The organism is Enterococcus sp. DIV0755f (genome assembly GCF_051713725.1).
GTDB lineage: Bacteria > Bacillota > Bacilli > Lactobacillales > Enterococcaceae > Enterococcus_D > Enterococcus_D casseliflavus.
Map to the genome: position 1 here is coordinate 560,533 of NZ_JBIOQL010000001.1, position 24,538 is coordinate 585,070.

Sequence of the window (24,538 nt, forward strand, 5' to 3'; positions counted from 1 at the left end):
AAGTTTTAATAGAAAGACAAGGTTCGCAGGCTTCTTTGTCCAGCGTCGTAGCTTTTTCAAAAGGAAGAGAGGAAGCAATCTGGTAAGTATAACGGTTTACCGATTATCTTGAGAGGTTAATTGAAGGGAAAAAACAAGTAGAGTGCTTTTTAAGAAGTGGGAAGAAACCACTTCTTTTTTTGCACCAAGCATTGGGCAGTCGCGCTTGGCAGCATCGACTTGGTTTTCTGGCGTGTTTACAGTCTTTAAAAGCAATGGTATATTTATTTGATAAGTAAATAAAATTATTTTGTACCTGTGTGTAACGATTACTGACTAAGGAGACTTCCCTATGAAACCAATTCGACGAATACTGTACCAAAGTGTTTTGTACGTAGCTATTCCTTTGATCGTGAGTCTACTGATTGGTTACCTAGCCAAATGCTCACTCCTGATTCCTGCATCCATTATTTATGGCGTTCTTTTAGTGTTTATGATCCCTTCCGACAGCTTTTTATCAAGCAGCGTGGACTACCAAACGAGAAGCATGAATCCAAGTTTTCGTCCTCCGCCATTAAAGAGAAGGTTTGAAAGTGCGCCAGAGATGATCAATTTCCTCTTCGTTTTAACGGCACTGGTTTTGTGTTTGCTGCTCTTATTGGTTGGGTAAAGGGAATTCATAGAAATCATGTACTAAGAAGAATGACAAAAAGAAGAGGAGAACAGCGATGAAATTACTCAAACAAATCAATTTGATGGATGATAAAAAAACAATAAAGAGATTGAATCTCGCGGCGATCCCTAGTTTTATTTTTTTCTATGTGTTCTTTACACTCTTTGTCTTAGGTGGTCATGGGTCAAATGCTGAAACTTCGTTTGTTTTCGATCTTTTGATCTTAATGGTTGCGTATTTTATTCTCATCATTATTCATGAATTGATCCATGGTGTCTTCTTCAAGCTTTTTGACCCCAAAGGGAAGGTAAAGTTTGGGTTCAAAAATGGCGTAGCATATGCTACGAGTCCCCATTCCTTTTATTCAAAAGGGAAATTTGCCATCATTTTATTGGCGCCATTCCTTGGCATTTCTGTGGGTCTCTTTCTATTTTATTTATTTGGCTGGTTGACGGCATCTCTTTTTATCTTGATTGCTGCCGCACATGCCGCTTCTTGTGTGGGAGACTTTTACTTTCTTTTTCTGATTGTTAAAGCACCAGCGAACAGTTGTGTAGAAGATACTGAAGTGGAGCTGAATATTTATCAAGGAGAGTAGTTTATTTTTCAATTGATCTTGGCAAAATCAAAGAGCAAGAAAATGTATGCTAGAAAATCTCTTACAAAAAAACAAACACCTCAAAAGTGTTTGTTTTTTTATAGGACTGTTTATAAAAAACGTATATAGCAAGAAGACTGTTCGGTCGACAAAAAGAAAACTTGTTTTAAACGATCGTTTTCTTATTAGCGCTTTACCGATACAACGGTAAGCTGCCAGCGACTTTATTGATACTCTTTTTCTTGCCTTTTAAACAAAGGCCGAAATAAGCCAGTGTTTCTGTGGGAATTGTCTCAAGCGTCTGACGGTATTGCTCATAAGAATTGGTGGTCTGAGCAACGTCGGAAAAATCAATGATGGTTACTTCTGGATCTGCTTGTTGACTGATCGATTCACGAATGGTCTGCAACTGTTCCTTGTTCGTTTTTAAGATAGGAATGGGGAAGTTGACAATGCCAAGGTGTTTTCTGCCCGTCGAATCGTAAATAGCTTCTCCGATTCCTTCGGGAAACAATTTGCCTAAGGTTGCGCCTAAAATTGCTGCAGTATTTGCAACTAAGCCAATCGGTAATTGTTCATCGATAATCATGACACATTTTTCTTGGTTATTCATACGTTCTCACTCCATCTTCTTGGTAAATTGTTTGGTAAGCTTTCGGGGTGACCCCAATCAAGCTTTTAAAGATACGGGTAAAATGACTTTGGTCACTAAAACCTGACAGAAAAGCGACTTCTGCAATTGCTTCTTGTGCTTCTAGTCTTTTCTTGGCAGCACTGATGCGCACCGTACTTAAATATTGAAACGGCGACAGCCCATACGCTTTGGTAAACTGCCGAATCAAGACGTACTGATTCATTCCAAGAACGTCACTTAATTCACTCAAGGACAATTTTTCGGCATAATGTTGATCGATATAGGCTTTTGCCGTTGCGGCTTTATTTGACACCGGGTCCGTTTGTTCGTGGGTGAAATCCGCATACTGAACAAGCAGGTCGTGAAGCAGACAAGTAAAGCGTTCTTGCTTTTCAAACTCATCACCGTGATCCGACAGCAACAGCTGGTGCACTGCATGAAATTCCTCTTTTTCTTTCACTTGGCGAATGACCGGTTCAGGAAAGTGGGGCGTCAATTGAGTGTTAAAAATTTTTTGTACTTGTACCGCCATGTTCTCCGGGGTTAAGTGGATATTGCGGTAAACCAGCTTTTCCTCCGTGAGTTGCTGGCAGCGGTGGGCAGCCTTTGGCGGAATCAAAATCAAGTCGCCTGCTTCAACGATATAGCAGGTGTTTTGACAGGTGAATTGACGCGTCCCGGCTTCCATCAAGCCAATCACATAATATTCGTGCCAATGGTTAGGAAACTCCTGCTGGATGCCGTTAAATAACAAAGCTTCTACACCAAGGGTGCTATCTTGAATGATTTTTCGTTCATTTCTCATCTGCATTCTCCTTTTTGTTACTATAACAAAAGTGGTTTTTGGTGAATAGAATGATATTGACTTTTGACTATTTTTCTTGATGGAAGGCACTTGATTGGGAATGAGAAAAAGGGCTAGAGAAGTCGGGAAAGAGCGGATCAGCCTTGAAGAAAGAACAGCAGGTTATTTTGACGATTCTATGGAATGAATCAAAACAAATGGACCATGCGCCGTGAAAAAAATAATGATAAATCCTTGGCATTTGAAAGTTTTATTGATGGAAGTATGGTACCATTTGACTGCAGTAAAGTTTGTGACGGTGGCTATCTTTGAAAGGTGGTGGTGCTTATGAATGTAAGTACTAACTCTTCAGAAAGGAGAAGCCTTTTTGTCCACAGCGGAAGCAATCGGGCTAATGATCAGTTTTGGTACATTTACCGCCATGCTGATCTTTGGTATCCGAGCCGCAGTGAAAAATGACAAAAAAAAATAACCGTCAACTTTAACAGGGAAACGGTTATTTTTTAAATAATAAAAAACTGTTGCCTTCTTAAAAGGTGCGAAAGAGGAGTTGGTGACGCAACTCCTTTTTATATGGAGCGTGTAACAAAATTGCAAAATCTGTTCAACGGATTGCTGATTTTTTAGACAGCTACTGATAGGTCTTTAAGGAGTCCTTTACAATACGCAATCCTTTTTCTAACACCTCTAAATGATTTGATGACAGGGACAATCGAATAAATGGGTCCATTTGCTTTTGGGTCGTAAAACGATTGGAATGATAGATGCGCACGCCCTTTGCCAAATAGTCTTGTTCAATATCGAATTGAGCAACATCTGAGCGAATCGGTAAATGACGATAATAGGGATAGACTGCTGGTTTTGATTGACAGTCAAAGACAGCATCAAAAAGTGCATTCGCTTGTTTCGTAAGAGCAAATTTTTGATGAAGAATGGTTTGCGCCACTTCACTGTTCAAAACCTCGGTAACGATCTCTGCCTCCAAAGGTGAGGTTTTTACATTGATCGTGAAAATGGCTTGTTCGATTTTCCCTCGGACCGCTTCTGGAAAAACAAGATAAGCGATCCGCAGTCCCGAACAGATAAATTTGGTCATTCCAGAAAGATAAATGACTTGTTGAGGGAGCAGCGCTTGAAAGGGAGCGATCACTTTATTTTGTTGATACGTCGTTAAAAAAGAATGAATATCATCTTCGATCACCCACAATGATTCTTCTTCGATAATTGTTGCGAGTGCTTTTCGTCTGGACTCGGTGATTTGAAAACCAATCGGATTATTGCAAGAAGGCATCACGAAGAGTCCGTGTATTTTTTTCTTGCGGCATTCTTGTGCAAGTACTTCCGGACGCATTCCTTCCTGATCGTAATCGATAGGAACAATTTCTAAATGGAAGAGGTGTGCCAACTCAATAAAATTTGAGTACGTGTAACGATCAACTGCGATCCGATCTCCTGGAGAAAATAAAGCTGCCAAGGCAATCGCTAAGCCGTTTTGTACACCAGAAACAATCGCAGTCGTGTCTTTGTCTGTTTTGACCCCTTGCGTCCTTAACCAGTTGCTGGCGGTCGTCAATTGATAATCGGATCCTTGAGGTTCTCGATAATTCATGATCCCAACAATATTTGAATGATTGACGACTTTTTGAATCGTGGGCAGTATCAAGGAATTGCATTCTTCAAAGGAACTGACGAGTCCCAGATCAATGATGTGCGTTGCCACATTGCTGGTAGAAATAGAGATCGAGTCGAATGCATTGGCAGAAACATAAGTGCCGCTGCCAATCTGGCTATAGAGAATTCCTTTCTCGACACCATATCTATAGGCTTGACCAATCGTAGTGAAATTAAGATCTAAGAAATCTGCTAACTCTCTTTGAGAGGGTAAGCGGGTATTTTTGGCGAGCTTGCCAGAGAGGATATCTTCTTCTAAGCGCTTGATCAAGGAACGATAAAAGGGACGGGTAAGCTGCGTTTTGTCTGGGCGCCAACTAAGGGCATAATCTTCATAAGAATTGATGGGCATAAGAACACCTCCTAAATTGTATTCCATACAATTATATCATTGATTGTATGAATTGCTGAGAGTAGGATATTGAAAAAAGGAGGAATTTTTATGGAGATTATAACAGAAGAAGAGATTTTACGTGAACTGACATTTCCTGAAGCCATTTCGGCTATGAAAAACTGCTTTCGTGATTTTGAGCAGCAAGCTGTTTCTCAATGGCAAAGAGCGGTATTGCCGTTGCCAGACCAAAAGCAAGGAAATCTCTTTGCTTTAATGCCCGCTTACTTAGGTCCGAACCGAGTGTATGGCGCAAAAATCATGTCCTTTTTCCCAGAGAACGGAACGTTACAGCTGCCGACTCATTTAGGACAAATTCTTTTGCTTGATAGTCAGAATGGGGCGCCACTCACGTTAATGGATGCGAATAGTATTACTTGGATTCGCACGGCAGCAGTATCAGCAGTAGCGACGAATTATTTAGCAAAGAAAGAAGCGACCAAATTGTCACTAATTGGTGCGGGACATCAAGCTTCCTCCCATCTACAAGCGATGCTGACTATTCGTCCGATCCACACTGTATTTGTTTATGATCTAGATAAAAGAAAACTAGCGAACTTTGTTGAATCAGTCAAGAAAACTTATCCGCAGCTGCAGGTTATTGCCTGTAAACATCTGATGGAAGCGACACGTGAGACCGATATTATTTGTACCTTAACACCTAGCAAGCAGGCGTTTTTGGATAAAGATATGGTTTCACCTGGCACTCATATCAATGCGATCGGAACCTTTACCCCAGAAACACGGGAACTCACCAGTGATTTAGTGGCTTCGGCTAGTGTATATGTGGATGATTATCAAGCAACACTGCAAGAAAGCGGCGATCTTCTGATTCCAATCGCAGAACAATCCTTTCATCCTGCTGCTATCAAAGGGTCGTTAGGGGAATTAGTTACTCATAAATGTCACGGACGAGAGACAAAACAAGAATGCACGGTTTTTGATGCGGTGGGACTCGCAGTAGAAGATCTCTATTGCGCAGAGTACGTATACAACAAACGAAAGGGAGTAGGAAAATGAACTTAGCGTATTACGTAGTAGATGCTTTTGCCACAAAGGTTTTTGAAGGAAATCCAGCGGCCGTTTTTATTTTACCAGAGTGGCTGCCAGAAAATCTGATGCAGAAAATCGCGATCGAAAACAATTTATCGGAAACAGCCTTCGCCGTAAAAGAAACAGACTCTTATAGCCTTCGCTGGTTTACACCGGATCGTGAAATTGATCTTTGCGGACATGCAACGTTGGCAACAGCGTTTGTGCTTTTTCATTATTATGAACCTCAACGAACTTCTATCGTTTTCCAAACAAAATATAGCGGACAGCTGCGGGTGACGAAGGAAGGGGAGCTTTTATCACTGGATTTTCCAGCGATTCTCCCAGAAAAAACGGCGATATTGCCTGTATATGAAGAAGCGATCGGTGCCAAAATCAACGAGGCTTACTTGGCAAGAGATCTTTTCTTTGTGTTGGATAATGAAACCCAGATTCAACAGTTAACACCTAATTTTTCTTTCATAAAAACCTTTGAGCAAGGGGTCGGTGTGATCGTGACAGCTCCTGGGGAAACGGTCGATTTTGTTTCTCGAACCTTCTTTCCTAAGTTGACGATTGATGAAGATCCTGTTTGCGGATCGGCTCATTCGAACCTGATCCCCTATTGGAGCAGCCGATTGAACAAGACCCAAATGACCGCAAAGCAACTCTCTGCACGAGGAGGATTTCTTGAGTGTACCTTAGCAGATGAACGGGTTGGAATGGCAACAGTTTTTTTGACAAATTTTATAAGGTGCAGAACTTCCTTCCGTATGCTATTCCGATTGTCCTTGACAATGAGCCTCCTCGGATGTGACGATCTTCGGCAGGAGCTAACAGTTAAAGTTAGACTGCCTCGCTAGCGTTAGCACATCCGAGCTCATTATCAAGGATTCGCTGCGCCAATCTCTGGTTACGGTAACCAACCGGTGTCTCGTAGCCAAGTGTACCGTGCAACCGAAGGTGGTTCCACCAATTGACATAGTCAAATAACTCCAAATCCAATTGTTGTAAGGTTTCAAATGTGTATTGATAGACAAATTCTACTTTCAACGACTTATAAGTTGATTCAGCTACGACATTATCAAAAGGACAGCCTTTATGACTCAATGATCGATTGATGTCAAAAGTTGTTAATAATTCATCAATAGCTTGGTTATCAAACTCTTTTCCACGATCAGTATGAAAAATCTCAACCTCTGTCAGAGGTTGTTTGATACGGCTAAATGCTTTTTTTACTAGAACGGCATCTTTATGTTCTCCACAAGAATAGCCGAGAATTTCTCGATTGAACAGATCCAAAATGAAACAGATATAATTCCATTTTTTCCCGACTCGTACATAAGTCAAGTCTGTTACGATCGCTTCTAATGGGTTGTCTCTTAAGAATTTACGATTCAATACGTTTGTCGTTTTGGCTTCATTGCAAGTAGAATGATGTACTTTAAAATAAGCAACAGTATAGCTCGATTTTAATCCTCTATTTTTCATGATTCTACTAATTTTTCGTCGGCTGATCCGAATGCCTCGTTTTGATAAGGCTTTTTTTATTTTTCTTGAGCCGTAGGCCTTTCGGCTGCGGATAAATTCTTCAGCGACTACTTCTTCAAGTTCTGATTCGTCTTTCTTTGGTTTTGATTGATAATAATAGGACTGACGTGATAGACCTAATATTCTGCACATCGCTGATATAGGGTAAAGATGCTTATTCGCATCGATTACTTGTCTCTTCGTCCGAATATCAGCGCTGCTTGCTTTAAAATATCATTTTCCATTTCTAATTGCTGGTTTCTTTTACGTAGTTCTAACAATTCTTTTTGTTCAGGCGTAAGATTATCTTTTCCTTTGAATGAACCACTCGTTTTAGATTGCTTTACCCATTTGTCAAATGCTGAAGCCGTTAGTTCATATTCTCGAATGATTTCTACACGTGGCTTTCCAGCTAAGTAAAGATTGACGATTTGTTGCTTGAATTCTTGTGAAAAAGTTCTTCGTGTTCTCTTAGACATAAAAATTCCTCCTGGTATGTTTTCTTCTAGTCTACACACCTTAATTTTTCTGTCTAGTTAATTGTAGCCTATCCAGGTAATCATTGGCGGAAAAGATGTGCTTTATGCGAAAGGAACCTGTTTCTTATAAGCAATCTAGATTTCATTTTCCTAGAGTTTAGTCCACTTTTGCCATCTGTTTCTATTACTTATCACTTTTGAAAGGCGAATCATCAAGCTGATTCGCCTTTTTTGCGTTAAAAAACAAATAATGGTCTTCGCATATCCTCTTTTTATGTAAAAATGGTATGGTAATCCTTGAAATCACCTCTTCGGTCCATCGTTTAAAAAAAACGGAGTTTCAGTTGTACCGAGAAATGATGGCGATTTCATTTTGTGCAAGCTATAATTTAGGTGGGGGTAGCAAATATGATTCATTTCAAATTGACGTATCTGTTTTCAGAACCAAATGTTGAGGCGTTTCTTGATTTGACGAAGTGGAGGGATGAGGATTTTTTGGCGGAGATTGCCAAAATCAATCAAATCACTGAACAGCGGTTGAATCAACGAATCATGATTCATGAGGGAGAAGTTTTGATTCCTTCACTGATTCAACGAAAATGGCCGGAAATTCTTTTCGATGTCCAGAAGAATACGTTATTTTTTTCGGAAGAAGAGCGGCGGTCCATGATTTATCTTCTGACTTTTTCAGCAGTGAAAGATTTATCCGTCTATCAGTTTCAAGAGCTGTTCTATGTCAGTAAAAATACGATTTTGAAGGATGTAAAGGGGATCAGAGAGGAACTTGCAGCTTTCAAGATTCAACTATTGTACTCTCGAAAATATGGCTTTTATCTAGAGGGAGAGGAATATCAGATTCGCGCTCTTGCCTTTCGAAAGGTCAGCACGTTATCCAATACGAAAAACGGGAACTTGCTCTTATTTGAGGGAATCTATGAGCAGGATAAAACGATCTATGTTCAAATCAGAGATCGTTTGTCCGCAACACTGACTGATTTCAATCTGGTGATCGTTCCGAGTCGCTTCGAAGAAATGCTTTATTTTCTTAATTATCTATCCTTTCGGATGGCAGAAACGGCTGTTTCTTTAGCGGAGACAGAAATACCGCTGCTCCAGTCGCTGCATGTCCATCAAGTCAGTCAGCAGTTTTTAGCAGAATTTCCTGACATCAAAGATCGGAAAACAGAAGAACTTTATGTAACGATCCTGTTGAAAACGATTCTGCAAGGAGATATCGAAGATACTTCATTAGAGTTTTTATTGGAATGTGCCAGTAAGATCATTCATGAAATGGAACGGCTGGCAGCTATCGAGTTTGTGGACTATCGCACCCTTTTGATGAACACATTCTATCATCTTGTCCCAGCGTATTTTCGAATCCGCTACGGTTTTCCACTGGAGAATGTACTGATTGAAGAAATCAAGCTGCAATACAATGAGTTGTTTGAACTGACGAGACGAGCACTGGGTTCTTTAGAAGACCTAGTCGGCACGATCCCTGATGAAGAAATCGGTTATTTTACGATTTTGTCTGGTGGAGAAATCAGTAAACAAAAGGCCAAACGTGATTACTTCCAACTGAATGCATTAGTCGTTTGTCCCAGTGGCATCAGTTCATCCTTGATTTTGGAATCAGAATTAAAGGAACTGTTTCCCCAGATCCATTTTTTGCCGGCTCGTTCGATCGAAGAGTATGAAAATGTTCGGTTTAATGAAGAGATTGATCTGATTTTTTCCAGTGCGCCGATCAAAACCAAACGACCCTGTTATGTGATCAATCCGATTATGACACCCATTGAGAAGGATGAACTGGTTAAAAACGTACAAGCGGCATTTTTCCCTTCAAAAAATGGATTGCATTCCATTGACGATGTGTTAGAAGTGATTTTGCCCTATGTTGATTTAAAAGCAGGAATCAGTAAGCAAAAGCTGAGAAAAATTTTGCAAAGAAAAATCAATCGAGAATTGAATAGAAGGGAAGACCAACGTCCGATGTTATCAGATTTATTAACAGCAGAAACCATCCAATTTACCGAGGTGCCGCTGACTTGGCAAGAAGCCATTCGAGCAGCTGCTGCGCCATTAAAAAAGACCAATAAAATTGAGGAGCAGTATATTACCGCCATGATCAATAAAGTGGTGGATCACGGTCCTTTTATCCATATTGGAAAAGGCATCGCTTTGCCTCATGCACGTCCAGAAGATGGGGTCAATGCCATCGGGATGTCGTTATTAAAAGTCAAAGAACCAGTGCTTTTGAATGATGATCCGCAACACCCCATTCACGTGTTTATATGTTTGGCGGCGGTTGACAATGAACTCCATCTAAAAGCGTTAGCGAGTTTGACTAAAATTTTGTCGAATAATGAAAAACTAACTGCGTTACTTTCCGCAACCAATGCGGATCAAATAATTGAAGTGATTAGAGAAGGAGAAGATGAAAAATGAAATTTGCAGCAGTGTGTGGGTCAGGATTAGGATCAAGTTTTATGGTGGAGATGAATATCAATTCTGTTTTAAATGAATTGGGTGTCTCAGGCGTGGAAGTGTCCCATTATGATTTAGGAAGTGCCGCACCCGATATGGCGGATGTTTTCTTCGTTGGCGGCGATTTAGCCGATAGTGCGCAGCGTCTAGGTGAGATCGTAGTTTTAGACAGTATTATCGATCTCGATGAATTGAAGCAAAAGGTTCAAGCCGTTTGTCAGGAAAAAGGATTATTATAAAAAGGAGTAGACAGTCATGAACGAATTTTTAGATATTCTTGTTGATATCGCCAGTACCCCAGCGATCTTAGTTGCGCTGATCGCTGTTTTGGGGAATGTGCTGCAGAAAAAAGACATTGCCACGATCGTCAAAGGGGGGATCAAAACCTTTGTTGGGTTTCTCGTGGTCACTGCCGGGGCTGGGGTGATCGAAAGCTCTCTGGCGCCATTTGGGGAGATGTTCCAAGCAGCCTTTAACATGCAAGGGGTCGTACCAAATAACGAAGCGATCGTTGCGCTAGCGTTGACGACTTACGGCACCTATACCGCACTTATTATGTTAGCAGGAATGGCCTTCAATATTTTGATTGCCCGTATCACTCGCTTTAAATACATTTATTTGACTGGGCATGCCACGTTGTATATGGCTTGCATGATTGCGGTGATTTTGAGCGTTACTGGAATGAATACTTTTAATCTAGTTTTATTTGGCGGCTTAGCGTTAGGGATCTGTAACACGATTTTCCCAGCGATCGCACAACCGTTTACTCGAGAAATTACTAAAAATGATTCCGTCGCATTGGGGCATACGGGGAACTTCGGCTACGCATTGAGCGGGTTGATTGGGAAATACGTCGGCAATAAGGAAAAATCTACCGAAGACATCAATTTTCCGAAAGGTCTGTCTTTCTTGCGGGATTCTACTGTTAGTATCACGATTACGATGGCGGTTGTATACGTGATCGTAGCAATTTTTGCTGGGAGTGAATTTATTACGGAAAATCTTAGCAATGGCACGAACTCGATCATTTATTCGTTGCAGCAAGCAGGTTCGTTTGCCGCTGGTGTCTTTGTGATTTTAGCTGGTGTCCGTCTGATTTTGGCAGAAATCGTACCAGCCTTTAAAGGGATTTCTGAAAAGCTTGTTCCTAATGCGATTCCTGCATTGGATTGTCCAATCGTCTTTCCTTATGCGCCAAATGCTGTTCTGATTGGTTTTCTAACCAGTTTTGTCGGAGGGATCGTTAGTTTGATCATCATGGTCTTCACAGGAACAACCGTTATTATTCCAGGTGTCGTGCCCCATTTCTTCTGCGGCGCTACAGCAGGTGTTTACGGCAATGCAACGGGTGGTGTGCGAGGCGCCGTCATTGGGTCCTTTATTCATGGAATCATTATCAGCTTCATGCCGATCTTGTTGATGCCAGTCATGGGCGATCTTGGGTTCCAAGGATCAACTTTCTCTGATACTGACTATGGGGTTGCAGGGATCTTCCTAGGAAACTTAGCCAATATGGGCGGTCAAATCGCCATCTTCTCAGGGATAATTGCGGTAGTCGCGGTCTTGATCGGATTGACGATTCTCAAGAAAAACAGTCGGGCAAAATCTGTTTCTGAATAAATAGAGGATGGAGGGATAAATAGTGGCAATCAGTGAACAAAAATGCCACGAGCTCGAAGAATTAGCGGCAAAGATTCGTTTAGATACCCTTTGCAGCATCAAGAAAATGGGGCAAGGCCATCTGGGCGGTTCCTTTTCAATTGTTGAACTACTGGCCGTTTTGTACGGCAAACAGCTGCGGATCAATCCACAAGATCCACAGTGGGCGGACCGTGACCGACTCGTCTTGTCAAAAGGACATGCTGGCGCCGCACTGTATAGTGCATTAGCAAATACGGGCTATTTTGATCGGTCGTGGTTATGGACGATCAATGAGGGCGGCACGAGACTGCCTTCCCATCCGGATCGCTGGAAAACGCCGGGGGTTGATGCCACCACAGGTTCACTGGGGCAGGGAACTTCCATGGCTGCTGGGATCGCGACAGGCCTGCGCTTGGCAGGCAAGAACAGTTTTGTTTATTTGATCGTTGGAGATGGTGAACTAAATGAAGGACAGTGCTGGGAAGCCTTCCAATACATTGCTCACTTTAAACTGAATCACTGTATCGTCATTATTGATGACAACAAAAAACAGCTAGATGGGCCAACCAAAGACATTCTTGATCCTTTTGATATCCAGCAGAAGATGACTGCTTTTGGCTTTTATACAGAAAAAGTTCCAGGGGCAGACATGCAAGCCATTGATGAGGCAATCGAGCGCTGCAAAGCAATCGAAGACCAAGCGGTTTGCATTGTCTTGGACAGCGTGAAAGGACAAGGCGTTCCTTTCTTTGAAGAACTAGATGCCAATCACTCCGTGAAGTTTACCACGGATGAGATCAATCAAGCGGCAGAAGCGGCAATCAAAGAATTGACGATAAAAATCGAAGGAGGACGCTAAGGCATGTTTACATTAAGCAAAACCACTGCTGCTGCTAAAGAGCTGCGAACTTGTGTCGTTGACACATTGGTGGAACTCATGGATGAAAATAACCAGCTAGTTGCGTTAGATGCCGACCTTGGTTCTGCCAGCGGCTGGACCACGATTGCCAACAAACATCCCCAACGCTTTATCAACATGGGGATCGCGGAAGCCAATATGGTTGGTGTCGCGGCTGGCTTGAGTTTAACTGGTTATACACCTTTTATCCACACCTTTGGGCCATTTGCAACGCGTCGGGTATTCGATCAGCTGTTTATTTCTGGCGGCTATGGCGGCAATACGATCAATATTTACGGTTCTGATCCAGGGTTTGCAGTCGGGCACAACGGCGGCACCCATACGACATGGGAAGATGTGGCTTTGATGCGAATGATTCCCCAGTCGATCGTCTGCGATGCAGCGGATGAAGTCCAAATGGCTTGGATCATAAACACCTTTAGCCAATTATCAGGCATTCATTACGTACGAGGCAATCGGAAAGCGGTTCCGACGATTTATGAAAAAGGCTCGACCTTTGAACTAGGAAAAGGCAATATTTTAAGACCAGGCGATGAACTGTTGTTGATTGCCAGCGGCCAATTGGTTTCTGAAACACTGCAAGTGGTAGAAGAATTAGCAGAAATAGGAATCAGCTGCGAAGTGATCGATATGTTTACCATCAAACCAATCGATAAAGAATTGATCCTCCGCGAAGTTCAGGGGAAACGGCAAGTCATCACCATCGAAAACCATTCTATTATCGGTGGACTAGGGAGTGCCGTCGCCGAAGTGCTTGCTGAAACTGGCAGTGCTGTCCCCTTAAAACGTATTGGTGTCAATGAACGGTTCGGTCAAGTCGGCACACCCGATTTTTTGCAAAAAGAATATGGCTTAGATGCTGCTTCAATCAAGCAGCAAATAGTCGAAGGGAAGGTTAAGGGATAGAAAAAGGAAGCATCAACGAATCAATGGTTGATGCTTCCTTTTCATTCCTTTCAGATCTTGTAAAAAAAGCGTCAAACAGCGCGTCAGTCCTGCTGTTTGACGCTTTTTTTTTATGAACTAAGACAAAAACCAGCGCCGTAAGTTTTCTGCTTCGGTTAATGGAAAATAGAACAGCTTACTTTCGGTGAGAGTATCTTCGGTTTTGATGGTTAGCTGTGACTTGCCAAGCCCTCTTTTGTGCTGCCAATGCGTGGTGGTGACAGTGAAATCTTGGATTTTATTTTTCTTCAGATAAGCGGTCACCTTCGTAAGACCGCGGATCGTTTGGCACAACAATACGTGGTTATCTAAAAATTGATAGCCTTGTATTTTGCCTCGCCAGATGCTTGATAACACGAAGGAGCCAAAGAACACGAAGAAAATCAGCGCTATCCACCAGAAAAAGAAGGCAGAGATTCCTACAGCAAGCAGTCCGATCAGCAGCGGCCAACGGCAGAAGTACCAAAAGTTGGGTCGTGGATTTTTCACTAGAGCGGTTTGTTGAAACGACCATTCGGGTAAAAAGCGGGTCAATGTTTCGGTCAGCTGCGCCTCTTTCAAAATGGGGAATAGATAGACCGTATCATCGCTTTCTGACGAACTGCCAGCAGCCAGCAGTAATTTGACGGAGCTTAGATGAAAGATTCTTCGATAAAGATTTTGTTCGACACTCAGCCCTTGGATCCTAGCGAGGGGAATCGTTTGGTGACGTTTAGAAAACAAGCCTTGCGTGATCAGCAGCTGTTGTTGGTTCGTTTTCACCGTAAAGCCATAATAACGGAAAAGATTTCTGGCGATCGCAAGGAAGAAAAACAAAATCAGCAGCCCGAGTAAAATTGCAGCACCTAATAAAAGGCCAAGTTGCTGCAATTCCGATGCATAGGCAAAGAGATTGGGAATGTTGTCGATCACGTTGTAGCCGATGACTAGAACCAAGGTGAAAACAGAAAAATCAGTGAGAGAAAACAAGAAAATCTCCTTGAATTTCAAAGTGAATGTTTCCAGCGGCGGCTTGGCTGACTTCTCAGCTGAAAACGCAGCATAATCGTCGGTTGGTTCTTCTCTACTAGTTGTTTGGGCAATAGGCTGTTGTGGTGTCGCGGCCGCCTTTTTTGACGCTTCGATGGAGGCAATGAGAGCCAGCGGTAATGCAGGGAAAAGAATTTCGGCTTCGCCACTCGAACTTGCGGCGCTTTCCAACTTCACTTCAGCTAGTTTAAACGGACGTAAATAAAAGTAATGATTCTCTTGAATGGTTTGGATGCGTTCAAATGGCAAAATCGTTTGTTTTTGGATAAAGAGTCCTTTGTTGACTAGCACACTCGTTTGATCGATTTGAAAGGTAAAGCGGGCGTAAGACAGTACCGCAAAAAGCAGACAGACCAGTAAAAATAGCAGAATACCGCCCAGAATCATCGGAAAAGAAGGGGCGTCGTTGAATAATTTGAATACAAGCAGAAATGCTAGTACCAGAAAATTTTTGCAATTTTTGAACCAATAAAGACCGATACACAGCAACGGCAGTCGTTGTTTTTCATAGATCATCTTTGACCACCTCGACTAAATTCATGATGGTTTCTCGCAATCGTTCGGCTTGCGCCACTGGCAAGCCTTCAATGGTGTGGTTGGTGGCAGCCGTATGAATCTGTAAGGAGACTAAAGCGTATTTTCGTAAAAAGATCCCTTGGTCCGTTTCGATGTGCTGGATTCGGCGGATCGGAATATACGTGGTGCTGCGAAATAGATAGCCACGTTGAATAGCGATATCCTTTTCTTGGATCTCGTAGCGATGGAATTTGTAACGGTAGCTCATCAGCACAAAAGAAAGCAGATGACTGATCAAAGTCAGTGCCAATAGGCTTGACCAAAGGGCGAACACCCAGAAATGAAGCCAGTTTTGCATGGATAAAAACCAAAAAGAAGTAGCGAAAAGTAAACTGAAAATGATCAGTGAAGTAATTGTCCGTAACCGCCAAACACGGATGATGGTCTGAGGCATTTGTTCATTTAATAAGGGATAATTCAAGGGAAACGTCCTTTCTATAAAAAAATGACTAATAAGTATAAATATAATGGTGCAGTGTAAGAAAAACAAGAGGCAAGGGAGAATTCAGAAAGGACAGCTGGCTCGATTGCGAAAAGATCTGTGAGAAATCTTCTTATAAAACAAGGAAGAACTGTCGTCTAGTAACCTAAAAAAAAAAACCGTCTTAGATGACGGTCCTAGGGGGATCACATTCAGATGTTTTCGTTTAAAACAACCAATCATTGGTTAAAAAACTTGGATTACAGTGATCGCTTAGAAATACCTTATGAGTAAAACGAGAAATTCTCTCTTTATCTCAGTCTTTATTTATCGAATAGTACGAACGATTTTTTCGGACTTCATTGAAAATGAAGAGAACAAAAAGCAAGGTAAGGAGGGCACATACTATCCTAATTATTGACGAATCACCGATTTCTTCAAGCAGCAGGTAGAGCACAAGACCCAATGACAAAACATAAACACCTGTCCAAAAGGCGCATTTGCTCATTGATTTTGAGATTGCCTGACTATCTGCTTGTGCTTTTTGGTTTTCAGTCAAATCATTGTATCCAGCTATCAAGAATCCCCATTTTTGTTTGCGAAACTGAACACCACACAAAAAGCATCCGAGAGCAAATACAACGACCAAAAGATAAATCAACCAATACAAGTTTTCTCACTCCTTTCTTATCGTTCAAGAACGATCGTTAGGTTTCGTGTTTCAACACCACTCATTCAGCGAAACGTCGAACCATCGTAATATCTGTTTCCAAATAGCCCATTTTTTTGTATAACTGATACGCAGACTGATTATGGGCAAAAACGTGCAAGCCGATTTCAGTGATGCCTTGCTGGATCGCCCACTTTTCCAAAGCCTGTAACGCTTTGGTGCCATAGCCTTTTCCTCGCTGGTCTTCCTCGATGATAAAGTCATAGATGAAGGCTTTCTGGGCAGCTGTGTTGACCCAAATCACCCCGATCGGTTCACTAAAATCAGCTGCAAATAAAGAAAACAAGTGATTGTTTTCGGTGGCAGTCCCTTGAGGAAGCAGGGAAGCAAAGCTTTCTTTGGCTAGGGCGAGGGCCTCGTCTTTGGCCCATGTGCCTGCTTGGACTTTGTCATTGGCGTATTCGAAAACTGCATTGGTTAAGTAAGCAGCATAGTCGCTGTCTTTCATTGGGATTAAGTTCATCTATTTCTCCTTTTGTCCTTTTCGGCTCTTCTTAACCTACGGAATGATTGTAGGCAATGAGAAACAAGGACATTTGATATGAAACGGTTTGTTTCCCCTTCAGTTGAGGCGCTCTGGCAACGGGTCTCGTCGTTGAAACAAAAACAGGTCATCCGGTGCAAACTGGTGGCGTGCATCGCAAGTATAGCCTCGTAGCCAGTCAACTCCATCGATGCGGCGAACGTAGAATCCTTTGGGGAAATCGTCGGTTTTTTCCAAAGGCACAGAAGCGATCGTGATTGCGGCAGCTGGCGCTTTTCCTTGGGATTTCAGTCCGGTACTATTTGCCAGTTGGCGATAGCTAAGACGAAAGTGTAAGGCCATTTCCAAGGTACAACAAGTCAATCCATAAGAAGGCGCAGCTGCAAAAATCTCCGTCAAAGAGCCGCCTTGGGGGAGTCCCAGTTCTTTAAGGGGAACAATCACACAAGCAGCACGCTGTTTATCGGCACTGTGGGAGAGCTGGGGATGGCGCAAGAGCTGGTTGGCATACGCGTTTAAGTGAATCTGATTTTCTTCCAACTGCTGGCAAAGGCGGTTTAGCGAAACCCCGCCATACTGTACGATCACTTTTTTCAAATCAAACACTCCTTTCAATAGGGATCCTTTTCTTAAAAAAATCAATTCGCACCCTCGTTCTCGGACAAATTGGCATAAATCGCAGCAACTTCTTCTTGGTAACGATTCTTTAGTCGAGGGGGACTTAAAATGCGTAGGCTTTTTCCAAAAGAGAACAAATAGGGCACTACCCAGCTTTCCTCGGGCAAATCAACGGTAACCACAGCAGTGCCTTCCTCCGTCAAAGTAATATCCTGATGATCGAACTCATCATATAGCCGATAAAGAACGTCGGCTTGAAAGAACAAACGCGCAGGATAGGTGTCAACAGTCAACTCAATGGCAGAATCAGGCGCAGTGACTGGGAAAAAATGCTGGTCAGTGACGTAGACCTGACTCATGCGGCTGATTTTAAATGTCCGAAAGGCATTCTTTTGCTGGTCGAAGGCTTGCAGATACCAAGCTTGCGAGCGAAAAAGCAGTTTATAAGGCTGGCAGATGCGTTTTTGCAGTCCCTGTTTACTGACATAGTCAAAGGTGATCACGTGGTTTGTTAAAATACTCTTTTTTAATAAATCAAACATGTCGTGGCCGTTTTCTCGCCGATGCCAAGTGGAAAAATCCACTTCTAGCCAATCAGCATCGGGCTGCTTAAACAAGGATTGCAGTTTTGCCAGCGATTGCCCACTGATCTGTGGCGTCAGCTGGCGAATCCCTTTCAACGCCAAAAGCAGGTTTTTTCGTTCTTCCTCTGATAATAACACTTTATCCAACACAAAACTGCTTAACAAATAAACGCCGCCATTTCGACCCGTTTCAGTATAGATGGGCACGCCAATACTGCTTAGGGTATTGATATCTCTGGTGATGGTGCGAGTCGAGACTTCAAATTGTTTGGCCAATTCAGAAGTGGTTGCTTTTTCATGATTCAACAGGTGGTAGATAAGGCCGAATAGGCGTGTCGTGCTCACTTGGTTTACTCCTTTTATAAAAAGATGATAAAACACTGACACAAGGTGTCTAGGTTTCTATCGTATCATAAAGACAAAGAAGGAGGAAATCCAATGAAATTTTCGATAATGGCAACGGAAAGAACCAATAATTTTACTGATCCAGCGATTCAAGCAAAAATCACTGGCTTATGGGAGAAAAACAGCGAGGCGGTCAAGAAAGCCGCAGAAAAAGGAACGGTCATCGCTTGCGTTTACCACGAGTATGAGTCAAACTATCAAGGAGACTATGCCGTTTCGCTTTGTTTCGAAGAAACGGAGCAAGCAGACGAAGAAACGGAGCAAGCAGACTTTGATACAGAAAAATATACTTGGAAAAAGTATCCGATCGATCGGCGCGATGCGCAGGGCATTTTGACTACTTGGCGTCAAATCTGGTCTGAGGAAGAAAACCAGCAGCTGCAGCGCAGGTATTCCTTTGATTTTGAGCAGTATGCGCCAGACGGCGAAGTAACGATTCTTATCGCCATTGCTGAAAGCGACAAAGAGCAGCTATTTTCCTGAATAGGAGGACAAACAATGAGACAGTATGAAAGCAAAGTAGCGCTGATCCAAGAGATCACAGAACGTTACCAAAAATTTCGCCAAGAATTTGATGAAATTCCTGAAGCCTTGCGAAATCAACGGATAGCAAGTGTCGACAAGACCCCTTCAGAAAACTTGTCTTACCAAATTGGCTGGGTCAGTTTGTTATTGTCATGGGAAGCACAGGAACAGCAAGGGATGAGCGTTCACACACCTGCTGAAGGGTACAAATGGAACAACCTTGGCGGATTGTATCAATCTTTTTATCAGACATACGGCAGTTTGACCTTAGCACAGCAACAAGAGCTCTTAGACCAAAAAGTGACGGCCCTTTGCCAGTGGATCGAGGGCTTATCCGATCAGGAATTGTTTGAAGCAAGGCAGCGGGATTGGGCAACCACCAAAGCACAGTGGCCAGTCTATAAATGGATCCATATCAATACAGTAGCACCCTTTACCAATTTCCGAACGAAAATCCGAAAATGGAAAAAGGAAGCACTGCATTGATCAATAAAAGAAGCAAGCTGGTTGAGCGTTTTTTAGCAACTGAGGGAACAGCTAACTTAAAGATTTGTTAAACAGTTGATCTACGAAGATCAGCTGTTTTTTTGTTTTGTGTCATCGCAAGAAACCACCTGGAAAGCCTATGATAGCTTATTGTCTAGTCGGTTCAGGTTAAGGAATAAACTGTTATTTTAATTCCTAAAGTGACGCGAAGGTGACAAAAATGAAACGCCAATTCGTAAAAGGGTATGCTATATTTTAAACAGTACTTGTTTTTTTACAGAAAAAAAGCGGGGAGTCGATGGCGCATCTTACGCAATCGACGCCAATTGTTTTTATAGAAAAAACACAAAACCATTCCCAAGTCTGATGCAAGTTTGCTGAATATTCAGCAAAATAAAAGTAAATGACCAAGAATAGAAAGGGTGAGGATCATCGAAAACAACCAAACCATTGGCTTGACGTCAGGAGAAGTCAAGGCGCGGGTGCAGCGCGGTCAAGTCAATAAGACAAAAAAGGATACGACGAATACGTACCCGAAAATCCTTTTTACCAATATCTTTACCTTTTTCAATTTGATCAACTGTGTCCTATTCTTTCTCGTCTGTTTGACGGGTTCTTACCAAAACGGCTTGTTCGTCTTTGTTGTCTTCAGCAATGTGATCATCAATCTCTTTCAAGAAGTTCGTTCCAAACGAACGCTGGATAAGCTGGCATTGCTAAAAGTTGCCAAAGCCGATGTTTATCGGGATGGCAAGCTGGAGAACTTGCCAATCCACAAACTCGTAATGGATGATGTGTTACGACTGAAAAGCGGGGATCAAGTGCCGACGGATGCCAAAGTCATTCAAGGATCTTTAGAAGTCAATGAATCCTTGCTGACTGGTGAAATGGATACGATCTACAAGCAGCCAGCAGACGAGTTGTTTTCTGGCAGTTTTATCACTGCTGGCGAAGCGTTATGCCAAGTGATCCACGTAGGCGCTGACAACTATATCGCAAAAATCAACAAAGAAGCCAAAACCATCAAACGACAAAAATACTTGATCCAAGGCAGTTTAAACAAAATCATTCGTTGGATCAGTCTGATTTTGGTGCCGTTATGTACCCTCTTGTTCGTCAAACAGTTCTATTTCTCTCATGCAACTTTCAACACCGCCATCTTACGGACGGTGGCGGCAGCTGTGGGAATGTTCCCCGAAGGTTTGTTTTTATTGACCAGTGTCACATTGACCATCAGTGCCGTCTATCTGGCGCGCAAAAAAGTGATGGTGCAGGAATTGAACTGCATTGATGCCTTGGCACGGGTCGATGTTCTTTGCTTAGATAAAACGGGCACGATCACCGAGGGCAAGATGACGGTGGAAAAGACGATTTCCTTTCAATCGGACACACCGTTGGCAGAAATCACTGGTAACTTAATGGCGCAGCTACCCGATCAGAACCCAACGGCAATGGCGCTGCGAACCTTTTTCCCAGAAAAAACGACGTACCAGATGCAGCAAGTCGTCCCTTTTTCATCAGATCGTAAATTCAGTTGCGTCACGTTTGAAGGACAAGGCACTTATTTCATCGGAGCTGCGTCGATTTTACTAGGAACCAACCATGAAGCTGTCTTAAAACAGGAAAGGAAGCTGGCAGAAGAAGGCTACCGAGTGATCGTTTTGGCTCACAGTACGCAAGGCTATGAGGAGGCAGAACTGCCGACGGATATTGAACCGCTGGGCTTTTACTTACTGTCAGACACGATTCGTGAAGATGCCAAAGAGACCTTGGAGTATTTTCGTTCACAGGCAATCCAATGCAAGATCATCTCTGGCGATGATCCAGTGACAGTCAGTCAAATCGCGAAAAAAGTCAATCTACCAGGGGCTGCTGATTTTATCGATGTATCAAAATTAACTGCAGCCGAATTAAAAGAAGCTGTCAGCAACTATCAGATTTTTGGTCGAGTGACGCCGCAACAAAAGAAAGAAATGGTGCTCTACTTGAAAGAACAAGGGCATACCGTCGCAATGACTGGCGATGGCGTCAACGATGTTTTGGCGCTGAAAGAAGCCGACTGCTCCATCGCGATGGCTTCTGGTGTTGATGCTGCGCGCCAAGTATCAAATTTGGTGCTTTTGGAAAATCAATTTGATGCTTTGCCATCGGTCATGGATGAAGGCCGCCGAGTGATCAATAACATTACCCGCTCAGGTTCATTGGTGCTAGTGCAAGTCTTATTCTCCATCATGATCACCATGGGGACGTTGTTATCAGGAACGACCTATCCTTTTGAGCCGATCCAATTAACGATCATCAATGCCTGCTTTGTCGGCATTCCGACCTTCTTTTTAAACTTTGAACCAGACTTCAATCGGATCAAAGGGGACTTTATGACGACGATTTTCAAAAATGCTTTTCCAACAGCCTTGACGATTACGGTAGGAACTTTGCTGATCATCAACTTTGGTTATTGGTTCAACAGCAGCAGTAAAGCTCTATCGATCATGAGCATTATTTTTACTGCTTGGAACTATCGCTTGATCCAGAAAAAAGTCTATCCAGCGATCAACAGCTATCGAACGATGATTTTTTTCAGCACTCAGATCTTGTACTTTGCTGCTTTGATCGTCGGTCGCGACCTCTTTAACCTAGGCAATACCAGCTATCTCAACCTCATCCTCTTGATTGCCTTGTTGAATTTTTCCGCCTACATGCAACGCTTTGCGGATAAGGGCATCGAGCTGCTGATGCGAAGATATACGAAGAAACGTAAAAGTTTATCAAAAGAAATGATTCAGTAAATAATAGAAAAACTGATTGCTTAAGCAGCTTTTGCAGCGTGCTAGGCAGTCAGTTTTTGTTTATAAATAAATTTCTTTTCAAGGAGTCTAACTAAGTCTTGCTATGAAACTCGTTTCATACCGTACAATCAACCAAGAGACCTTTTCAGAAAATTGTCGAAAGTGGAACAACTAGTTTTCTATGGTAGACTTAGGTCACGAGCAAAACAATCAGATAGGAATGAAAGAAATGGCAACGATTCGCGATATAGCAAAAATTACTGGTTTTTCGATCACGACGGTCTCTCGTGTGATCAATGGCCATCCTTATGTTGATGAGCAAAAGCGAGCAGCGATTTTGGCGGTGATGGAAGAACTGGATTACAAACCGAATAAAATCGCCCAAAAACTTAGCTCGGGGAAAACCTATAATATTGGAGTCATCGTACCGTTTGTCAATCACGCCTTCTTTGATGGAATTTTAAATGGCATCATGGAAGAAGCCTTTGCCCAAAAATACAAGGTGACGTTGCTTCCGACCAATTTTGATCGGAAGCTGGAGCTAGAATATCTAGAAGAATTCGCTGCAAAGGGATTTGACGGCTTGATCGTCATCACCCGCGCAAATCATATCGAGACATTTTATCCCTACATGGAAAAAGGCCCGATTGTTTTTTGTGAAAATTCGACCGGTACTGCCGTTCCTTTCGTTGCGATCGACTTGGTCGGCTCTGTGACAGCCAGTATCAAGTATTTGAAAGAACAAGGTGTAAAACGCTTGGGACTGACGCTAGGGCGCAGCAAACGCCTCAGCTGCAATTCAGTCAACACGATCGCAAAAGCCAAGGAGCTGTTTCCAAATTTTTCTGAAGCGGATATTTATTGGGATTGCATCAAAGCACAAGATGGGATTCCCGCAGCTGCATTTTTTAAGGAACGAGGAATCGATGGGGTGATCACAAATGGGGACGAGATCGCAGCGATGATCTTAAATCAATACCCTCACGGGACAGCACCCATCGTGATCGGACAAGAAAACCTGCTCATCAGTCAAATGCTGCACTTTTCTTCCGTTGAGTTTCATCTGGATCAGTGCGGCAAAGAAGCCTTTCGCTTGTTTCAAGAAAGAAAACAAGAGCAGATCATTCTGCCTTACGAACTTATTATTCGTGAATAATCATTGTTATAAAAAGAACACACCTTTTTGTCGAGAGGTGTGTTTTTGCCTGCTTATTAAAGGGGAATTGTAGAGATAAAATAAAAAAATAAAGAAAAAATTTATTTTGAAAGCTTGCTTTTCACAGAGTAAAGGGCTACCATTGGTCTGTGGCTTTTTCGCCACAAAAATAGGAAACGTATCAGACAAGAGTACTTGGGGAAGATTCTCTTGGGGGAAGCCTGATACGTTTCCTTTTGTTCATTCTAACACTATTTATATATAAAGTAGAGAGATATTGAGTAGATAAATAAAAATACTACTGTAATTGATGAATAGGAAAAAGGCAATCTCACAGACGAGTATCTCTGGAGCGACTTCCTACAACATGCTGGATGGCAAATTGCTCCATCATGTTTTGATTAATTACAAAGCATCAACTAACTAATTGTGTTGCACCCACTAGAAAATTACATAATTTCGCAACACCTGTTTCAGCTGTTTCTTTGATTAGAACAGTCGCAGTATTTTCGTAAACATGAATCACACTAACTTCTTGTAAACCGGTAAAGCCAATAACATTTGCCTGATAGTTTTGACCAGGGAACACTTGGTATTTTTCCATGTTTTTATCTCCTTCATTAATCTTATTTCAAAAGAATAATAATTAAAATTTAAGAAAAAGTAAAGTGAAACGATTTTTCATTCAAAAACTCGTCCTTTCGGCTATTTATTCGAGTTGAAATCAACTTTTTCTGTAATTTTTCATTTGGTTTTTCAATAAATATACGATGGCTAGTTGAATATTATTCAATGGATCGTACCAATTTACTGAGCAATCGACTACAAAGTTGAGGGAAAGAAAGCCAGAAACTACCAGCTATATTGTTTGTTTTGTCCCGTCTTCACGCTTATAATAAAGGTAGGAAGAACGATCGGCGTCACCACTTCCTAATTCAATTGAAAAGGGCGTGC

The 24,538-nt window shown here is 42.2% G+C and carries 25 protein-coding genes; 14 read left to right on the forward strand and 11 right to left on the reverse strand.

The genetic code is table 11. The annotated features are described in order from the left end of the window. The first annotated feature begins 331 nt into the window (after window positions 1-331). Both IGI73_RS02565 and IGI73_RS02570 read left to right on the forward strand, forming a co-directional pair. Window positions 332-649, forward strand: a complete 318-nt coding sequence (locus tag IGI73_RS02565) for a hypothetical protein (RefSeq protein WP_231473251.1) — start codon at window positions 332-334, stop codon at window positions 647-649. Between the two features lie 58 nt (window positions 650-707). Further along, a complete protein-coding gene (locus IGI73_RS02570; RefSeq protein ID WP_413159459.1) occupies window positions 708-1,250 on the forward strand; it encodes a DUF3267 domain-containing protein in 543 nt (180 codons plus the stop codon). Between the two features lie 193 nt (window positions 1,251-1,443). On the opposite strand, the gene IGI73_RS02575 is transcribed toward IGI73_RS02570, so the two are convergent. Both IGI73_RS02575 and IGI73_RS02580 read right to left on the reverse strand, forming a co-directional pair. After that, on the reverse strand, window positions 1,444-1,863 hold the full coding sequence (locus IGI73_RS02575) for a DUF2000 domain-containing protein (RefSeq protein WP_413159458.1): 420 nt from the start codon (window positions 1,861-1,863) through the stop codon (window positions 1,444-1,446). Next, complete coding sequence (locus tag IGI73_RS02580; protein ID WP_231473250.1) at window positions 1,856-2,689, reverse strand: AraC family transcriptional regulator; 834 nt, start codon at window positions 2,687-2,689, stop codon at window positions 1,856-1,858. The genes IGI73_RS02575 and IGI73_RS02580 overlap by 8 nt, the downstream gene beginning before the upstream one ends. 367 nt (window positions 2,690-3,056) lie before the next feature. Here IGI73_RS02580 and IGI73_RS02585 point away from each other — a divergent pair, with 367 nt between their 5' ends. Beyond that, the gene (locus IGI73_RS02585) at window positions 3,057-3,161 is read left to right on the forward strand and encodes a putative holin-like toxin (protein WP_411798430.1); all 105 of its coding nucleotides are present in this window, start codon (window positions 3,057-3,059) and stop codon (window positions 3,159-3,161) included. Window positions 3,162-3,320: 159 nt separating this feature from the next. Here IGI73_RS02585 and IGI73_RS02590 read toward each other — a convergent pair whose 3' ends face one another. Continuing rightward, a complete protein-coding gene (locus tag IGI73_RS02590; RefSeq protein WP_438759041.1) occupies window positions 3,321-4,712 on the reverse strand; it encodes a PLP-dependent aminotransferase family protein in 1,392 nt (463 codons plus the stop codon). Between the two features lie 90 nt (window positions 4,713-4,802). Here IGI73_RS02590 and IGI73_RS02595 point away from each other — a divergent pair, with 90 nt between their 5' ends. Both IGI73_RS02595 and IGI73_RS02600 read left to right on the forward strand, forming a co-directional pair. Beyond that, complete coding sequence (locus IGI73_RS02595) at window positions 4,803-5,771, forward strand: ornithine cyclodeaminase family protein (protein ID WP_016609698.1); 969 nt, start codon at window positions 4,803-4,805, stop codon at window positions 5,769-5,771. Continuing rightward, window positions 5,768-6,646 carry a PhzF family phenazine biosynthesis protein gene (locus IGI73_RS02600; protein WP_438759042.1) on the forward strand — a complete coding sequence of 293 codons (879 nt, stop codon included), beginning with the start codon at window positions 5,768-5,770 and terminating at the stop codon, window positions 6,644-6,646. The genes IGI73_RS02595 and IGI73_RS02600 overlap by 4 nt, the downstream gene beginning before the upstream one ends. Here IGI73_RS02600 and IGI73_RS02605 read toward each other — a convergent pair. Beyond that, window positions 6,630-7,792, reverse strand: a protein-coding gene (locus IGI73_RS02605; protein WP_438759043.1) for an IS3 family transposase whose coding sequence is annotated in 2 segments (ribosomal slippage) — window positions 6,630-7,516 and window positions 7,516-7,792 — 1,164 coding nt in all. Because the reading frame shifts where the segments join, the coding sequence is not laid out codon by codon here. The genes IGI73_RS02600 and IGI73_RS02605 overlap by 17 nt on opposite strands. A 408-nt stretch (window positions 7,793-8,200) precedes the next feature. On the opposite strand from IGI73_RS02605, the gene IGI73_RS02610 reads away from it, so the two are divergent. The 5 genes from IGI73_RS02610 to IGI73_RS02630 are packed head-to-tail and all read left to right on the forward strand — an operon-like array spanning window position 8,201 to window position 13,745. Next, the gene (locus tag IGI73_RS02610; RefSeq protein ID WP_413159428.1) at window positions 8,201-10,240 is read left to right on the forward strand and encodes a BglG family transcription antiterminator; all 2,040 of its coding nucleotides are present in this window, start codon (window positions 8,201-8,203) and stop codon (window positions 10,238-10,240) included. Beyond that, window positions 10,237-10,518 (forward strand): PTS sugar transporter subunit IIB, encoded by a 282-nt coding sequence (locus IGI73_RS02615; RefSeq protein WP_413159429.1) that lies wholly within the window; start codon window positions 10,237-10,239, stop codon window positions 10,516-10,518. The genes IGI73_RS02610 and IGI73_RS02615 overlap by 4 nt, the downstream gene beginning before the upstream one ends. 16 nt (window positions 10,519-10,534) lie before the next feature. Beyond that, window positions 10,535-11,899, forward strand: a complete 1,365-nt coding sequence (locus IGI73_RS02620) for a PTS ascorbate transporter subunit IIC (RefSeq protein ID WP_413159430.1) — start codon at window positions 10,535-10,537, stop codon at window positions 11,897-11,899. Between the two features lie 22 nt (window positions 11,900-11,921). Then, window positions 11,922-12,779, forward strand: a complete 858-nt coding sequence (locus IGI73_RS02625; protein WP_231473245.1) for a transketolase — start codon at window positions 11,922-11,924, stop codon at window positions 12,777-12,779. A 3-nt stretch (window positions 12,780-12,782) separates the two neighbouring features. Then, window positions 12,783-13,745: a transketolase family protein gene (locus IGI73_RS02630; RefSeq protein ID WP_413159432.1), complete on the forward strand. Its 963-nt coding sequence runs from the start codon at window positions 12,783-12,785 to the stop codon at window positions 13,743-13,745. Between the two features lie 117 nt (window positions 13,746-13,862). On the opposite strand, the gene IGI73_RS02635 is transcribed toward IGI73_RS02630, so the two are convergent. The 6 genes from IGI73_RS02635 to IGI73_RS02660 all read right to left on the reverse strand — a co-directional run bounded on the left by IGI73_RS02635 (window position 13,863) and on the right by IGI73_RS02660 (window position 18,571). Further along, window positions 13,863-15,329, reverse strand: coding sequence for a PH domain-containing protein (locus IGI73_RS02635; RefSeq protein ID WP_231473243.1), 1,467 nt, complete (start codon window positions 15,327-15,329; stop codon window positions 13,863-13,865). After that, the gene (locus IGI73_RS02640) at window positions 15,319-15,810 is read right to left on the reverse strand and encodes a PH domain-containing protein (protein WP_118215562.1); all 492 of its coding nucleotides are present in this window, start codon (window positions 15,808-15,810) and stop codon (window positions 15,319-15,321) included. Before IGI73_RS02640 ends, IGI73_RS02635 begins: the two co-directional genes overlap by 11 nt. 316 nt (window positions 15,811-16,126) lie before the next feature. Beyond that, a complete protein-coding gene (locus tag IGI73_RS02645; RefSeq protein WP_074536588.1) occupies window positions 16,127-16,480 on the reverse strand; it encodes a DUF3784 domain-containing protein in 354 nt (117 codons plus the stop codon). 61 nt (window positions 16,481-16,541) lie between these two features. Then, entirely contained in the window at window positions 16,542-17,003 is a 462-nt protein-coding gene (locus IGI73_RS02650) for a GNAT family N-acetyltransferase (RefSeq protein ID WP_060792756.1), read from the reverse strand. A gap of 99 nt (window positions 17,004-17,102) precedes the next feature. Further along, window positions 17,103-17,621 (reverse strand): helicase, encoded by a 519-nt coding sequence (locus IGI73_RS02655; protein WP_438759045.1) that lies wholly within the window; start codon window positions 17,619-17,621, stop codon window positions 17,103-17,105. Window positions 17,622-17,662: 41 nt separating this feature from the next. Continuing rightward, on the reverse strand, window positions 17,663-18,571 hold the full coding sequence (locus IGI73_RS02660) for a helix-turn-helix transcriptional regulator (protein ID WP_438759046.1): 909 nt from the start codon (window positions 18,569-18,571) through the stop codon (window positions 17,663-17,665). Window positions 18,572-18,664: 93 nt separating this feature from the next. Here IGI73_RS02660 and IGI73_RS02665 point away from each other — a divergent pair, with 93 nt between their 5' ends. The 4 genes from IGI73_RS02665 (at window position 18,665) to IGI73_RS02680 (ending at window position 23,584) form a co-directional block, all read left to right on the forward strand. Next, complete coding sequence (locus IGI73_RS02665; RefSeq protein ID WP_413159436.1) at window positions 18,665-19,114, forward strand: effector binding domain-containing protein; 450 nt, start codon at window positions 18,665-18,667, stop codon at window positions 19,112-19,114. A 15-nt stretch (window positions 19,115-19,129) separates the two neighbouring features. After that, window positions 19,130-19,642 (forward strand): ClbS/DfsB family four-helix bundle protein, encoded by a 513-nt coding sequence (locus IGI73_RS02670; protein WP_086293992.1) that lies wholly within the window; start codon window positions 19,130-19,132, stop codon window positions 19,640-19,642. Between the two features lie 422 nt (window positions 19,643-20,064). Further along, a complete protein-coding gene (locus IGI73_RS02675; protein WP_438759048.1) occupies window positions 20,065-22,428 on the forward strand; it encodes an HAD-IC family P-type ATPase in 2,364 nt (787 codons plus the stop codon). A 229-nt stretch (window positions 22,429-22,657) separates the two neighbouring features. Beyond that, window positions 22,658-23,584: a LacI family DNA-binding transcriptional regulator gene (locus tag IGI73_RS02680; RefSeq protein WP_179135473.1), complete on the forward strand. Its 927-nt coding sequence runs from the start codon at window positions 22,658-22,660 to the stop codon at window positions 23,582-23,584. Window positions 23,585-23,999: 415 nt separating this feature from the next. On the opposite strand, the gene IGI73_RS02685 is transcribed toward IGI73_RS02680, so the two are convergent. Then, complete coding sequence (locus IGI73_RS02685; protein WP_005227564.1) at window positions 24,000-24,188, reverse strand: hypothetical protein; 189 nt, start codon at window positions 24,186-24,188, stop codon at window positions 24,000-24,002. Between the last annotated feature and the right edge of the window lie 350 nt (window positions 24,189-24,538).

Coding starts and splice junctions, on each gene's coding strand:
- IGI73_RS02565 (WP_231473251.1), top strand. CDS start 332: ATGAAACCAATTCGACGAATACTGTACCAAAGTGTTTTGTACGTAGCT.
- IGI73_RS02570 (WP_413159459.1), top strand. CDS start 708: ATGAAATTACTCAAACAAATCAATTTGATGGATGATAAAAAAACAATA.
- IGI73_RS02575 (WP_413159458.1), bottom strand. CDS start 1,863: ATGAATAACCAAGAAAAATGTGTCATGATTATCGATGAACAATTACCG.
- IGI73_RS02580 (WP_231473250.1), bottom strand. CDS start 2,689: ATGAGAAATGAACGAAAAATCATTCAAGATAGCACCCTTGGTGTAGAA.
- IGI73_RS02590 (WP_438759041.1), bottom strand. CDS start 4,712: ATGCCCATCAATTCTTATGAAGATTATGCCCTTAGTTGGCGCCCAGAC.
- IGI73_RS02595 (WP_016609698.1), top strand. CDS start 4,803: ATGGAGATTATAACAGAAGAAGAGATTTTACGTGAACTGACATTTCCT.
- IGI73_RS02600 (WP_438759042.1), top strand. CDS start 5,768: ATGAACTTAGCGTATTACGTAGTAGATGCTTTTGCCACAAAGGTTTTT.
- IGI73_RS02610 (WP_413159428.1), top strand. CDS start 8,201: ATGATTCATTTCAAATTGACGTATCTGTTTTCAGAACCAAATGTTGAG.
- IGI73_RS02615 (WP_413159429.1), top strand. CDS start 10,237: ATGAAATTTGCAGCAGTGTGTGGGTCAGGATTAGGATCAAGTTTTATG.
- IGI73_RS02620 (WP_413159430.1), top strand. CDS start 10,535: ATGAACGAATTTTTAGATATTCTTGTTGATATCGCCAGTACCCCAGCG.
- IGI73_RS02630 (WP_413159432.1), top strand. CDS start 12,783: ATGTTTACATTAAGCAAAACCACTGCTGCTGCTAAAGAGCTGCGAACT.
- IGI73_RS02635 (WP_231473243.1), bottom strand. CDS start 15,329: ATGATCTATGAAAAACAACGACTGCCGTTGCTGTGTATCGGTCTTTAT.
- IGI73_RS02650 (WP_060792756.1), bottom strand. CDS start 17,003: ATGAACTTAATCCCAATGAAAGACAGCGACTATGCTGCTTACTTAACC.
- IGI73_RS02665 (WP_413159436.1), top strand. CDS start 18,665: ATGAAATTTTCGATAATGGCAACGGAAAGAACCAATAATTTTACTGAT.
- IGI73_RS02670 (WP_086293992.1), top strand. CDS start 19,130: ATGAGACAGTATGAAAGCAAAGTAGCGCTGATCCAAGAGATCACAGAA.
- IGI73_RS02680 (WP_179135473.1), top strand. CDS start 22,658: ATGGCAACGATTCGCGATATAGCAAAAATTACTGGTTTTTCGATCACG.
- IGI73_RS02685 (WP_005227564.1), bottom strand. CDS start 24,188: ATGGAAAAATACCAAGTGTTCCCTGGTCAAAACTATCAGGCAAATGTT.